The sequence below is a fragment of the Fusicatenibacter saccharivorans genome (assembly GCF_015557635.1).
In the GTDB taxonomy this organism is placed as follows: domain Bacteria; phylum Bacillota; class Clostridia; order Lachnospirales; family Lachnospiraceae; genus Fusicatenibacter; species Fusicatenibacter saccharivorans.
Window position 1 is genome coordinate 249,183 of record NZ_JADNOP010000001.1, and the last position, 12,604, is coordinate 261,786.

Here is a 12,604-nt window from a genome sequence, read left to right on the forward strand (position 1 = left end):
TTTTTCCTCCTAAAACCACTGCAGAATCTGTGAAACGGCTTCTGTCAGAATCTGGTTTTCTTCATGTGTGCGTACGGCTGCACGGTAATATCCGTCGGCAAGGCCCGGGTAGTTGGAACAGTCGCGGATCAGAATGCCGCCTTTTTCCAGTCGTGCGGCAAGTCCTTTCGGTCCCTCAAAGAACAGATAATTTGCACAGGAATCCCATACGGTAAGACCTGCTTTTTCCAGTTCTGCTTTCATCCAGGCGCGTTCTTTTCCGATCAGTTCCCGTGCTTCTTTGACGTAAGCATCCTCGTTCAGGGCGGCAAGGCCTGCCATCTGCGCCGGAATCGAAACATTCCACGACTGCATGCTGCGGCTGATCCGATCCAGCAGATCCTCGTCGCTGCAGAGCAGATAGCCAAGACGCAGACCCGGCATTGCGTAAATCTTTGTGAACGCACGCAGAATCAGCAGATTCGGATATTCGTCCAGTTTTCCCTGCATCGTCACTTTTTCCGGCTCCGGCAGAAATTCTATGAAACACTCATCCAGCACCAGATAGATGTTACGCTCCCGGCAGTTATCCAGGATCTTTAAAAGAAGCTCCTGCGGAATCGTAAGGCCGGTTGGATTATTTGGATTACATAAAAAGACAAGATCCAGATCGTCGGTCAGATCATCGCAGAAATCGTCCTGTAAAAGAAAGCCTTTTTCCTTTTGCAGCGGATACATACGGATAAAACACCCTGCCGCTGAAAGTGCTGCTTCATACTCTGCAAATCCCGGCGCTGCAATCAGCGCTTTTTTCGGGCGGAGAGCCTGTGTCAGGGCAAAAATAAGCTCCGCGGCGCCGTTTGCAAACAGGATATTTTCTTCTGGAAGCTGCTCCTTTTCCGACAGTGCCCGGGTCAGGTCCCGGCACAGTGCGTCAGGATACTGTTCCACCGATTCCGCGCTCTTTCTCACCGCCTCTTTCACACTTTCCGGAGTTCCAAGAGGATTGACATTCACAGAAAAATCGACTCTGCATTTTTTCGTGTAAATGTCTCCTCCATGTGGATTTTGTCTCATACCATATGCCTTCCTTTCTCTTTTCCGTTGTGTTTCTATCTTCTCTTTTTACAGAAATAAAAAGAACGCGCGGATTCCCGCAAAGAACACCAGTCCGAGGAACGAGGTCAGATACATCAGATGATTTGCTCTTTTGATATCTTCCGCCTCGACCGGGCGGATGTCATCGCCGATCGTTGGTTTCTTTACGACTTTGCCGAAATACACGGCATCTCCGGCAAGCTGTACTTCCAGCGCCCCTGCCATAACTGCTTCTGTCTGCGCAGAATTTGGGCTGGCGTGGCAGTAACGGTCGCGTTTGTAAATTTTTTCTGCATTTTTCCAGTTCATGCGCTCGCATGCAGACGCAAGAATCATCAGCCATGCGCTGATTCTCGCCGGTATGTAATTGACGACATCGTCCAGCTTTGCCGCACACCGTCCAAAATACAGATATTTGTCATTTTTGTATCCCACCATGGAATCCATGGTATTGATGGACTTATACAGAAAGCCCACTGCCGGTCCGCCGATGGCAAGAAAGAGGAGCGGTGCAATGACACCGTCCGACGTATTCTCCGCGATCGTTTCCACGGCAGCTTTTGTCACTCCTGTTTCCGAAAGATTTTCCGTATCACGTCCTACGATCATGGAAACCGCATAGCGCGCCCCCGGAAGATCGTTTTCTTTTAATTTCTGATAGACCTTCATGCTCTCATCCTTCAGGCATTTCGTTGCCGGAATCTGCCAGCACCAGAGAACCTCCAAAAGGAAGCCGATGACCGGATGAATTTTAAATGCCGCAAAGAGCAGCAGTGCCGGAACACCGTATCCCGCCAGACAGACGAGGATCACGAGAAAAACTCCTCCGGCAAGCTCTCCCTTTGGCGTTTTCGGAAATACCTTCCGCAGCCATTTTTCCAGCAGGGCAATGAGATTTCCGATCACACGGATCGGATGATACAAAAAGGAGGGATCTCCAAGCAGCAGGTCCAATCCATAGCCCACAATCAGGGCTGCTAATGCTGTTTTCATCTTGTTTTCTCCTGTTCTTTCCGGTAAGAGACACACTGCTCCAGAAATTCCAGTGCGAGGTGCGGACTTGCCATATAGTAAAGATGCGGGAATCCCGCCATCATCCGTTTTGTCGCATGAATGCATTCCCAGTTCCGCTTCCGCAGCGGTTTTGCCGCATGCCATGCACTTCCGCAGTCTGTGCTGTCAAAGTAATGGAACTCATGGCCGCGCACCGGATTTCCGCCGTTCCGAAAGGTATCCTTCGTGTTTGGCGTGAGGGTGATATAGCCGAATCTTCCCAGCTTTTTTGTCCGATAAACATTTCCCGGAACAGCCTGTACCATAGGATACACATTTCCATCCATATCCTCCATGGATTCTGACAGGTACATATAACCGCCGCATTCTGCAAGAACCGGCATTCCCTGACGGATGTTATCGCGGATCTTCGTTCTCATGGTCTGGTTTTCCGAAAGCTCTTCTGCGTGCAGCTCCGGGTAGCCGCCGCAGAACAGAAATCCGTCTGTATTCTTTGGCGGCTCCGCATCGGAAAGCGGCGAAAAATATTCGATTTTGGCTCCAAGCGACGCGAGAAGCTCCAGATTATCCCGATAAAAGAAACAGAATGCTTCATCCTTTGCAACGGCAAGAATCGGCTTCGCAGCACGCACCTTGGCGGCTGCTTCGCTTTCTGTCACCTTACGCAGGGCTTCCGGCATTTTTCCCGAGAGCTCTTCTGCCCCTTCTGCAATCGCAAGAATTTTTTCAAAATCCAGTGTCTTCTGCAGTGTTTCTGCAAGCAGATTGACCTGCTCCCGCAGATTTTCCACCTCATCCGGCATCACAAGGCCGAGGTGGCGGCTTTCTAAGTGGCATTCCTTCAGTTCCGGCACAAAGCCGACACAGGAAATGCCAAGTTCTTTTTCCGCCATCGGCGCGATCTCCCGGTACAGCATCTCTGACATCCGGTTAAAGATTACACCGGCGATCCTGCTGTCCTCTTTGTACTGCAGGTATCCCTTGATAAAGGCAAGCGCTGAAACGCTCATGCCTTTGGCATCGACAACCAGAAGAACCGGCGTTTTTGTCATACCGGCGAGATCGTAGGCGCTGCCTTTGGTAGAAATTCCGCCAAGACCGTCGTAATACCCCATAACGCCTTCCAATACGGAAATGTCATGACCCGCTGCATGTTTGCAGAACAGATACTGTGTTGTTTCTTCCTCTGTGAAAAACGGATCCAGATTACACGACGGGGCGCCGATTACCTGTTCGTGAAACATCGGATCGATATAATCCGGGCCGCATTTAAACGCTGCGGGCTGCTTTCCCATCTGCTGCAGTGCACGGAGCAGTCCGCAGGTGATCATCGTTTTCCCGCTTCCGCTCCTTCCTGCTGCCAGCATGATTCTTGGTGCTTTCATTCTTTGGCACCTCCCTGGGCTGTAAAGATATAAACCGGATTCTGGGCAATCATCAGATGGCTTCTTCCGGCCTTTTTCGCATTGGAAGCCTGCAGGCAGACGATTTCCGGCTCTTCAAACGCAAGTTTTTTGAAACACGATGCTGCCTCCGCTAATGTTTCCACGGTTACTGTATTTAATACCACGCGGATGTTCGGATTCTTCCGCAGGAGCAGTTCCAGAATCTCTTTTAAGTTTCCGGCAGACCCGCCGATAAATGCATGCGTCGGAACCGGGAGTGCTTCGAGTGCTTCCGGTGCAGTTCCCTCAATAATTTCCAGATGATCCACTGCAAATTTCTTTTTATTTTCCTGCAGAAGTGCAACGGCTGCCGGATTTTTTTCTATCGCATATACCTTTCCCTGTGCTGCACGAAGCGCCATCTCAATCGAAACAGAACCTGTGCCCGATCCAATATCATAGACAACAGAATTCGAAGAAAGCTGCAGATGTGAAAGAGACGCATTGCGCACTTCCCGCTTGGTCATCGGTACTTTGTCACGCAGAAATACTTCATCTGCCATGCCGGCTGTAAACTCTGGTTCCGGATTCGGATTTTCAAACAGAAGAACCGCAAGCGGAGCAAACTCCATTTTAGCAAGTTCGAATGGGGTTCCTGTCACAATCTGTTCTTCCGGATACGACAGATCCGTTCCCACATACAGCACAATCTGCTCCCAGCCGTACGAACTTAACGTCTGGCAGATTTCCCTGACACTGCCCTTTCCGCCGGCGATCGCCAGAGTTTTCCGGTTTCGGCGGACCGTCTCCAGAAAGTTGCAGTGCTGTCCGTGCAGGCTCACAAATGCTGCATCCTCCCAGGACACTCCGATTTTGGCACAGAAATAAACCAGCGAAGAAATTCCCGGCTCTACACGGACAGAAAAATCCGCATCTTCCGCAAGGACGGCCTGAAGTTTCTTTGCTCCGCTGTAAAAGCCGACATCACCCGACTGCAGAAGAACAATCTTTTCATATTCCGGGTGCGCCTTCAGATACTCGTAAATCTTTTCCGGGCTGTATTCTGCAAGCATTGGCTTCTGATATTTTTCTACTGCTTTTGTCATGCGTCCCGCACCGATCAGCACATCCGCCTGCTCACACGCGTCTACGAGCGCCAGCGTCATCTGTGCTTCTGCACCAGGTCCGATTCCGGCGATCACGACGTCCCGTTTCACGGACAGATCAAATTTTTCAACGAGATACCTCTTGACCTCGTCCTCCGAGAGTCCTTCTTCCTCTTTCGGACGGCCGATCAGAACGACACGGACACCGGCCTTTTTTGCTGCCTCAATTTTTTCTTCAAAGCCGCCGTTTCTTCCGGATTCCTTCGTTACCATCCATTCGGCATGGAACGACTGCAGCATTGCAACGTTCATGTCCATAGAAAACGGTCCCTGCATGCCTATGGTATGTGCGGCATCAAATCCAAGTTCCGCGCAGGATGCAATTACGCCTGGCAACGGCAGCACCCGGGCATACACACGGTTTTTATAATCCGGAAGCTCTGCAAATTTTGCGAGTTCCTTGCTTCCTGTTGTCACCAGAATCTTTCCCTCTGTGCCCGCCAGATACGATACCGCTTCTTCTGTCGTGTCGACCATGACGCAGGATGGATCTGCCGCAAGCGACGGCCGCAGCAGCCGAAGGTACGTTTTTCCTGCTTTTTCACATGCAGACCGGATATTTTCCGACACAAGATCGGCATACGGATGGGTTGCATCGATAACCATTTCCGGCTGTTCTTCGCCAAAAAGCTGTTCCATCTCTTCTTCTGTCAGTCTTCCGCTTCGAACCGTCAGGGCACCGCCCTCCTCGATCCGGCACTTGCCGTATTCTGTCGCCGTACAGGCAAGGGATGCAATCTCATATTTCTTCAGAAAACTGCAGATCTCCCGGCCTTCCGTCGTTCCGGCAAAGACGATTACTTTATTCATAGCGATATCCCCTCGGCGTTACCATGTGATCCCGGATTTCCTTTGTCTGACTGTTTCCGATAAATACCGTCGTAAACATATCCACTTTTGTATTGCGAAGTTCTGCAAGCGTCATGGTCCGGCTCGTCTCCCCGTCTCTTCCGATCTGGCTTACGATTCCGCAGACGGTTTCCGGCGCTTTGTAACGAAGCATCAGATCACACGCTTTTTCCAGATAATCCGCTCTCTTATGGCTTCCCGGGTTATAAAGACAGATGACAAAATCCGCTTCCGATGCCAGCAGAAGACGTTTTTCAATTTTCTCCCACGGTGTCAGAAGATCGCTCAGGCTGATCAGGGCGAAGTCGTGGATCAACGGTGCACCAAGAACGGCAGCGCCTCCCGTTGCGGCGGTCACGCCTGGAATTACCTTAATTTCAATATCAGGCCATTCTTCCGAAAGCTCATACATCAGACCTGCCATACCGTAAACGCCGGCATCTCCGCTGCAGATCATAGCAACCTGTTTTCCCTCTGCCGCAGTTTCAAATGCTAGACGGCAGCGCTCCACCTCTTTCCGCATCGGTGTCGTCAGAAATTCTTTTCCTGCAAAATGTTCTTTTACCAGATCCACATAGACGGTATAGCCGATGATCACATCGCAGTTCCGCAGCGCATCCGCCGCCTCGATCGTCATTTTTTCATATGCTCCGGGGCCGATGCCCACGACAAAAATTGTACTCAAAATACTGCCCTCCAGTCCGCCGCAGCCAGTGCAACTGTTACACCGTCCGCTGCCTTTTTTTTCTTTATCAGTCTGCCGCCGGCGAGAACTGCGCTGCGCTCACAGACATTGTCAATTCCTGTAATCTTCTTCACAAACGGAGACGGCGTAAATTCCCCCTCCGCTGTTTCCAGTTCTTCTGCAGAAAAGGTCCGGTACTGCCAGCCATACTTTTCCACCAGCTGCAGAATTCCCGGCTCCTGCGCTTTCAGATCAATACTTGCCGCCTGTCGAACTGCTTTTGGAGAAATCCCGGCCGCCGCAAGTGCCGCAAGAACCTTTTCTTCAATCCGGCCGGCCGGTGTATTCTTCTTACAGCCGATGCCGACGGTGATCACCTTCGGGATCAGGTGAAGTGTTCTCTCATATGGCGAATCCTCTTCCGATGTGGTAATGCAGATTCCCATCGACGGTTTTGCCGCCTCTTCCGGGATCAGTTCCTCCGGTTTTGTTCCCTCCACCGGAAAACGACTGCAGAATCCAACCGTTTTTCCGTCCACCAGAAGCGCCGCTGCCTCTTTTGCCAGCTCCATCTCACAAATTTCACAATGATTTTTTACAGCAAAGACATCGACCGCAAACTTGTGATTGACATCCGTTGCCGTTGTAATGACCGGAACCGCACCCGTTACAGCTGCAACTTCTTCCGTCAGCTCGTTTGCCCCGCCGATATGGCCGGAAAGTAATGAAATCACGAACTTTCCCTGTTCATCCATACACAGAACCGCCGGATCTGTCTTTTTACTTTTCACGTACGGTGCAATACTGCGCACCGCAATCCCGCACGCCCCGATAAACAAAATCGCATCCATTTCCTGAAACATGCGCTCTGTCCATGCAGGAAGCGACGGTGCAATCGCAGGAATTCCCGCTTCTTTCCCGTACTTTTCCAGTGCATATCCTTCACAGCTGTGTTTTTTCAGTGCCGCACAGAGTTTTTGATTCCAGACGCATCCGTTTCTTGTAAAACTTGCTATGGCTATTTTCATCTTATTTTTCTGCCTCTCGGAATTCGGTGGTAAACGCCGGATTGTACAGATCACTTCTGCGGTAATTTCCCTGGGAAACGGCATTTCCGATGATCATCAGCGCTGTCTTGGTGATCTGGTTCTTTTTCGCCGTCTCGGCAAGTGTTCCAACGGTGCAGACGAACGTCTTCTCCTCCGGCCAGGTTGCTTTGTAAACGATCGCTGCCGGAGTATCTGCCGTATAGCCGCCTGCAATCAGCTCACGGGAAAGTTCCTCTAAGAGTCCCGTGCTTAAGAATACAACCATCGTTGCCTGATGTGCCGCAAAAGACGCAATGCTCTCCCGCTCCGGAACCGGTGTTCTTCCGGCCATTCTGGTGATGACAACACTCTGGGAGATATCCGGCAGCGTATATTCCATTTCAAGGGCAGCAGCCGCTCCGCAGAAAGAGCTGACACCCGGACAGTCATCGTGAGCGATTCCAAGGGCATCGAGCGCATCAATCTGTTCGCGGATTGCACCGTACAGGCACGGATCTCCCGTGTGGAGTCTTGCCACAGTCTGGCCTTTGCTTTCGGCCTCTTTCATAACATCAATCACCTGCTCCAGCGTCATGGTTGCACTGTTATATACCACACAGCCCTCTTTTTTCAGATCCAGCAGTGCCGGATTGACAAGAGAACCTGCATAAATGATAATGTCCGCCTCACCAAGCAGCTTCTGTCCTCTTACCGTAATCAGATCCGGGGCTCCAGGGCCCGCTCCAATAAAATGTACCATCTATTTTTTCCTCTTTTCTTTTACAATAATCAGTGAATAGTAACTTGCCTGGTCCGGGATTTCTTCCGCGCTGAAATACTTCTGTTCCGTATCCATGCCGCAGTTTTCTACCATCACCGCCCGGCAGTTCTTTTCCTTCAGGAACTGTTTCACAGCCGGCATCTTTTTACCCGCTTTCATCAGAACCTTTGTTCCTGAAAGTTCCAGTGCATCTTCAATCTGGTAAGACGCCGGAATCACATGCAGTTCTTCGGAATTTTCCACCAGTCCCTCGGAAAGAGATGCTGCTGCCGCGCAGAACGATGTAACACCGCTTACAATTCTCGCATCGTAACCGTCTTCCAGTACCCGTCTGTGTACATAAAGGTAGGTAGAATACACAGTTGGATCTCCGAGTGTCAGAAATACTACGTTTTTTCCTGCATCCAGCAGCTCCTCTATTTTTTCTGCACCGCGCCGGTGATTTTCCTCCAGTTCTTTGGCATTCTTTGTCATCGGCATTGGAATAGCAACGAGCTCTTTTTCTGCCAGTTCCGGCACTGCCTGAACAGCAATCTGGTAGGCAATGCTCTCTTCCGGTTTCTCTCCTGGTACTGCAATCGTATCATTTTCCCGGATCAGACGGACGGCCTTTAACGTCATAAGCTCCGGGTCTCCCGGTCCGATTCCTGTTCCAAATAAAATTCCTGTCATTTTGTTTTTACTCTTTTCTGTTTTCTTTTTCTTCCTGCTCCCGCAGGCGCTCCAGAAGTTCTCCCGCTCCCGGGGTTTCCCCGAGCAGGCCCTCATTGCTTGAAAAAACAATCGCCTCCGTCTGCACTCTGCCCTCAATATGGTAATTCATGTAAAAAGCAATTTTTTCTGTCACTTTTTCCATGGTCTCTTTCAGGCATCCTGCTTCCTTTAAAATCTGCACCGCTTCTTCCGTCGTTCCGGTCTCCAGCAGTTTTTTTGCCAGTGCAAGATCCGCCCCTGCACGCACCGCCTGCGCCGTAAGAAGCTCCGCACGGCAGTCTGCCTCGTGGGAATGGGTATTCATAATTCCGCCGGACACCTTGACAAATTTTCCAAGATGTGCCACAAAAAGGATGGCGTCAAAGCCGAGCTCAGCTGCAAATTCCAGTGTTTTTCCGACGTAATTACTGCACTTAACGGAATGGTCTGCACGGACCCACGGATACGTTTTTAAGAAGTCCTGTCCGTAATTTCCCGGTGTTACCAGAAGGACGCGGTCACCCTGTGCTTTCCGCATTTCCATCTCGACGCGGATCGTGGAAATCAGCGCCTCCTCGCTCATCGGCACTACAATCCCGCTCGTTCCAAGGATTGAAATGCCGCCGGTGATGCCAAGTCTCGGATTGAATGTATGCTTTGCCAGTTCTTCCCCTTCCGGTACGGAGATGATAACCTGCAGTGCGCGGAAATCATCGAGTTTTTTCTGAATCTCCTCCACATTCTCGCGGATCATCTGGCGCGGTACATGGTTGATCGCCGCGTTTCCGACCGGCTGATCCAGCCCCGGCTTTGTCACACGCCCGACGCCGAATCCTCCATCGATTACAATTCCCTCTTCTGTTCCAAACGTCACTTCCGCGTAAATCAATGCTTTATCTGTCACATCCGGATCATCCCCGCCGTCTTTTCGGACGGCACAGCTTACTTTTTCGGCACTTCTCCGGATATCCAGCAATTCCAGATTCAGAACAATGCCCTTTGGCGTATGGATTTTCACTTCCTGTATTTCTTTCCCGGAAAGCAGCATAAACGCCGCTCCCCGCGCTGCCGCTGCAGCGCAGGAACCCGTCGTATATCCCATGCGGAGTTTCTTGCTGCCGCGCATAATATATGCATCTTCTAAGCCTGTCCTGCTCATGTTTTTCTCCTTAACAGATCCGGCGGTTTTTCTGCCGGATCACGCTATCTGTTTTATCATAACACACAATGAAAAAATGCTGAACCATTTTCGCATATTTTTTCAAAAAAGATCAATTTTTCCCGGCTGTTTTTCTATCTCAGAAACTTATTCTTTTCCCAGCTTCCTGTTGTTTCAAACTCCGCGGCTCTTCTTTCTGCCTGTTTTACAATTTTTTCATCAATTCCCATATTTCCAAGCAGCGCAATCGCATTCTTTCCTCTTGCCGGCCCCTGTTCCAGGCGATACGGGAAGGAAATACTCTGCGCGGTAATCTGCTCTTCAAAATGATAATTGGTGTAGAGATCTTCCAGCAGATACGTCAGTTCAGTATCATGTGTTGCTGCAAGACAGAGCACATTTGCACGGCGCAGGGCAGCAAGCACACTCTCTGACGCTGCAATCCGCTCCGTCGTGTTTGTTCCCCGCAGCACCTCATCAATGACGCACAGAAGCGGTGTTTTTTCACGGCTTGCCTCCAGAATCCGTTTTAAAGATTTTACTTCCACAACAAAGTAACTCTCTCCCTGTGCCAGATTATCGCGGAGTGCCATGGATGTCATGATCCGGCACACAACACCGCGATACCGCTTCGAAAGACTCGTGTTCAGTGCCTGTGCCAGAATCGCATTCACTGCCATGTTTTTCATAAATGTGGATTTTCCCGACGCATTCGAGCCGGTCAGCAGAATTCCGCCCTCCGCATACAGACTGTTTGCCACCGGATGTGTCAGAAGCGGATGATAAAGCTCCTCCGCATCGATCCGACAGCCCGCCTTTTTCTCATCCAGGAATTCCGGCCGGCAGTAATACGAAAGGCTCTCCCGGTACGATGCTGCAGACAGTGCAAAGTCCAGGAGTCCAAGATCCTCTGCCATCTGCAGAATCGCTTTTTCATACGATTTCACTCCGGAAACAACCGAAGAATACTCGATCAGATCCAGCAGAAAGAACGTGTGAAAGTATGCAAAAATCATGTTTGCTGCACCGCCCTGCGATTCTTTCGTATTCACAAGTGTTCTGCATTTTCTTGTAATCGGACGGAGTTGTTTTTCCTGTTCTTCCAGACGCTTCTGATACATTTCCAATCCGGAAATTTTTTCTTTTCCAAGTTCCCTGGCTGTCCGCTGCAGCCGCAGGATACAGCCAAACGCTTTTAATGCACTCTCCAGCTTTTTGCTCTCCCTTCCATGCATCAGTCCGTTGCCGACCATAGAAGCAAACAGAACAGCCACACCCAGCGGAGGCAGTACAAACAGCAGTCCAATTCCAAGCACAGCAATACCGGCCATCAGAAGATATTTCCCCTTCTCTCCCGGCTCCGCCTCCATCAGTACGGCTATTTCTTCTGTCGGCGGATTCATCTTTTCTTTTCCCATCAAAAGAAGTGCTTTCTGCACTGCTTCTCTGGCTTTTTGGTTCTCTGCAAAAAGCTTCATCAGCCGTTCCCGCTCTTCCCTGATTTCTGTTGTTGTGACCGGCATCCGAAGCGCCGTGTACAGATATTCTTCCCCGCACACCGACACTGTGTGGTCAACTGTGTCAAAAACCGCATCGAGATCCAGGTCATTCCAGGTAATCGCGTCCACGCAGAAGCTTTCCCCTGCTTTTCGTCTCAGACACGCTTCCAGTTTTTCTTTCTTTTCCCGTGCCGTCCGTTTCTCCTGCTTTTTTCCCCATTTCTTCCGCAGTTGTACCAGCTTCTTTTCCTGTTCATTTCTGTTATTCTGTACCATCCAAACTCCCAGCAGTATCAGAACCACAAAAATTCCTGCCGTCGTGTACAGTTCTTTCATGTCTTATCGCCATCCTTTTTCCTGCTCTGTATCATAAATCTTTTGATTCTGTCTTATTCTAGCACAGAACCCTCTTCCCTTCCAGATTTTGTTGCAAAAACCATCTCCACCGCCGCATGTACAGCCAGTCTCTGTGAACTGCTGCCGTCACCAATGCAGGTGGAAAGGGTAAGTATCTTTTGAACTTCCTTTTCCTCACCGCTGCCAAAGATAATGCTGTTTTCCTTTCTTTCCTGTACCCATGCATTCCAGTCCGCATCGCTCCATGCTCCCAGCCGGTAAACATCACTTTTGGCATCCGTCTCCTCCACACTCCAAATACGGCACTGCCATGCTTCACCCGGCAAATACAGGTACAGATACGGAAATTCCTGTTCCCACGACGCCTCACGATACTTTTTCAATCCTCCGAACATCGTTCCATCCCGCATATTATGCCCATATAAAATCGTGTGACGTTCAGAAAAATCCTCCGGTGTATCACACGGTGCAAAAATACTGCCGTAAATCCGCTCCCTGCAAAACGCATCGTGTGTCAGATAATATGCGTTATCCTGCCCGTGCGCAACCGGAACATCTAAGGCGCAGCCCGGAATCCAGAGCCACGCGCAGATTTCTCTATTTTTTGATCGAAGTCCTGCAAAATCAATTGTCCGAAACAGATTTTGATCTGTACTGCCCGGTTCCTGCTCCTGCACTTCTTCGCTTTTTTCGTTTTCCTCTTTGTTCTCTTCTTTTTCTTCTCTGACATACATCTCCACCGCTTCTTCCTGTTCTTTTCGAATCTGCCGGTTTACCTGAATCTGCGGCAGATACCAGAAAAAAAGCGCCGCCAATGTCAGAACTGCAATCCCTCTTCTTTTTCTGCTGATTTTTTCTCTCTCCATTTTGTTTTCATTCCACCACCCGAACCGATGGTGGAATGTTTTTCC

The 12,604-nt window shown here is 50.1% G+C and carries 11 protein-coding genes; all 11 read right to left on the reverse strand.

Annotated elements, in window-relative coordinates; genetic code table 11:
• Positions 1 to 9: 9 nt before the first annotated feature.
• Entirely contained in the window at positions 10 to 1,056 is a 1,047-nt protein-coding gene (gene cobD, locus I2G42_RS01135; RefSeq protein ID WP_022462311.1) for a threonine-phosphate decarboxylase CobD, read from the reverse strand.
• A 48-nt stretch (positions 1,057 to 1,104) separates the two neighbouring features.
• Positions 1,105 to 2,070, reverse strand: coding sequence for an adenosylcobinamide-phosphate synthase CbiB (cbiB, locus tag I2G42_RS01140; RefSeq protein WP_022462310.1), 966 nt, complete (start codon positions 2,068 to 2,070; stop codon positions 1,105 to 1,107).
• Positions 2,067 to 3,476: a cobyrinate a,c-diamide synthase gene (locus tag I2G42_RS01145; RefSeq protein WP_195530634.1), complete on the reverse strand. Its 1,410-nt coding sequence runs from the start codon at positions 3,474 to 3,476 to the stop codon at positions 2,067 to 2,069. The genes cbiB and I2G42_RS01145 overlap by 4 nt, the downstream gene beginning before the upstream one ends.
• Positions 3,473 to 5,452 (reverse strand): bifunctional cobalt-precorrin-7 (C(5))-methyltransferase/cobalt-precorrin-6B (C(15))-methyltransferase, encoded by a 1,980-nt coding sequence (locus I2G42_RS01150; protein ID WP_055226414.1) that lies wholly within the window; start codon positions 5,450 to 5,452, stop codon positions 3,473 to 3,475. The genes I2G42_RS01145 and I2G42_RS01150 overlap by 4 nt, the downstream gene beginning before the upstream one ends.
• Positions 5,445 to 6,176, reverse strand: a complete 732-nt coding sequence (gene cobJ, locus I2G42_RS01155) for a precorrin-3B C(17)-methyltransferase (RefSeq protein ID WP_022462307.1) — start codon at positions 6,174 to 6,176, stop codon at positions 5,445 to 5,447. Before cobJ ends, I2G42_RS01150 begins: the two co-directional genes overlap by 8 nt.
• Positions 6,173 to 7,204, reverse strand: coding sequence for a cobalt-precorrin 5A hydrolase (locus tag I2G42_RS01160; RefSeq protein ID WP_055218071.1), 1,032 nt, complete (start codon positions 7,202 to 7,204; stop codon positions 6,173 to 6,175). Before I2G42_RS01160 ends, cobJ begins: the two co-directional genes overlap by 4 nt.
• A 1-nt stretch (position 7,205) precedes the next feature.
• Complete coding sequence (gene cobM / locus I2G42_RS01165; protein ID WP_022462305.1) at positions 7,206 to 7,964, reverse strand: precorrin-4 C(11)-methyltransferase; 759 nt, start codon at positions 7,962 to 7,964, stop codon at positions 7,206 to 7,208.
• Entirely contained in the window at positions 7,965 to 8,657 is a 693-nt protein-coding gene (gene cobI, locus I2G42_RS01170; RefSeq protein WP_022462304.1) for a precorrin-2 C(20)-methyltransferase, read from the reverse strand. It lies immediately after the preceding gene.
• Positions 8,658 to 8,664: 7 nt separating this feature from the next.
• A complete protein-coding gene (gene cbiD / locus I2G42_RS01175) occupies positions 8,665 to 9,837 on the reverse strand; it encodes a cobalt-precorrin-5B (C(1))-methyltransferase CbiD (protein ID WP_055226415.1) in 1,173 nt (390 codons plus the stop codon).
• A gap of 134 nt (positions 9,838 to 9,971) precedes the next feature.
• Positions 9,972 to 11,672 carry a MutS-related protein gene (locus I2G42_RS01180; RefSeq protein WP_022462302.1) on the reverse strand — a complete coding sequence of 567 codons (1,701 nt, stop codon included), beginning with the start codon at positions 11,670 to 11,672 and terminating at the stop codon, positions 9,972 to 9,974.
• A gap of 53 nt (positions 11,673 to 11,725) precedes the next feature.
• The gene (locus I2G42_RS01185; protein ID WP_022462301.1) at positions 11,726 to 12,559 is read right to left on the reverse strand and encodes a class B sortase; all 834 of its coding nucleotides are present in this window, start codon (positions 12,557 to 12,559) and stop codon (positions 11,726 to 11,728) included.
• Positions 12,560 to 12,604: the final 45 nt, after the last annotated feature.

What these genes read in the sequence shown, in the direction of transcription:
- cobD (WP_022462311.1), bottom strand. Translation starts at nt 1,056, where the DNA reads ATGAGACAAAATCCACATGGAGGAGACATTTACACGAAAAAATGCAGA.
- cbiB (WP_022462310.1), bottom strand. Translation starts at nt 2,070, where the DNA reads ATGAAAACAGCATTAGCAGCCCTGATTGTGGGCTATGGATTGGACCTG.
- I2G42_RS01145 (WP_195530634.1), bottom strand. Translation starts at nt 3,476, where the DNA reads ATGAAAGCACCAAGAATCATGCTGGCAGCAGGAAGGAGCGGAAGCGGG.
- I2G42_RS01150 (WP_055226414.1), bottom strand. Translation starts at nt 5,452, where the DNA reads ATGAATAAAGTAATCGTCTTTGCCGGAACGACGGAAGGCCGGGAGATC.
- I2G42_RS01160 (WP_055218071.1), bottom strand. Translation starts at nt 7,204, where the DNA reads ATGAAAATAGCCATAGCAAGTTTTACAAGAAACGGATGCGTCTGGAAT.
- cobM (WP_022462305.1), bottom strand. Translation starts at nt 7,964, where the DNA reads ATGGTACATTTTATTGGAGCGGGCCCTGGAGCCCCGGATCTGATTACG.
- cobI (WP_022462304.1), bottom strand. Translation starts at nt 8,657, where the DNA reads ATGACAGGAATTTTATTTGGAACAGGAATCGGACCGGGAGACCCGGAG.
- cbiD (WP_055226415.1), bottom strand. Translation starts at nt 9,837, where the DNA reads ATGAGCAGGACAGGCTTAGAAGATGCATATATTATGCGCGGCAGCAAG.
- I2G42_RS01180 (WP_022462302.1), bottom strand. Translation starts at nt 11,672, where the DNA reads ATGAAAGAACTGTACACGACGGCAGGAATTTTTGTGGTTCTGATACTG.
- I2G42_RS01185 (WP_022462301.1), bottom strand. Translation starts at nt 12,559, where the DNA reads ATGGAGAGAGAAAAAATCAGCAGAAAAAGAAGAGGGATTGCAGTTCTG.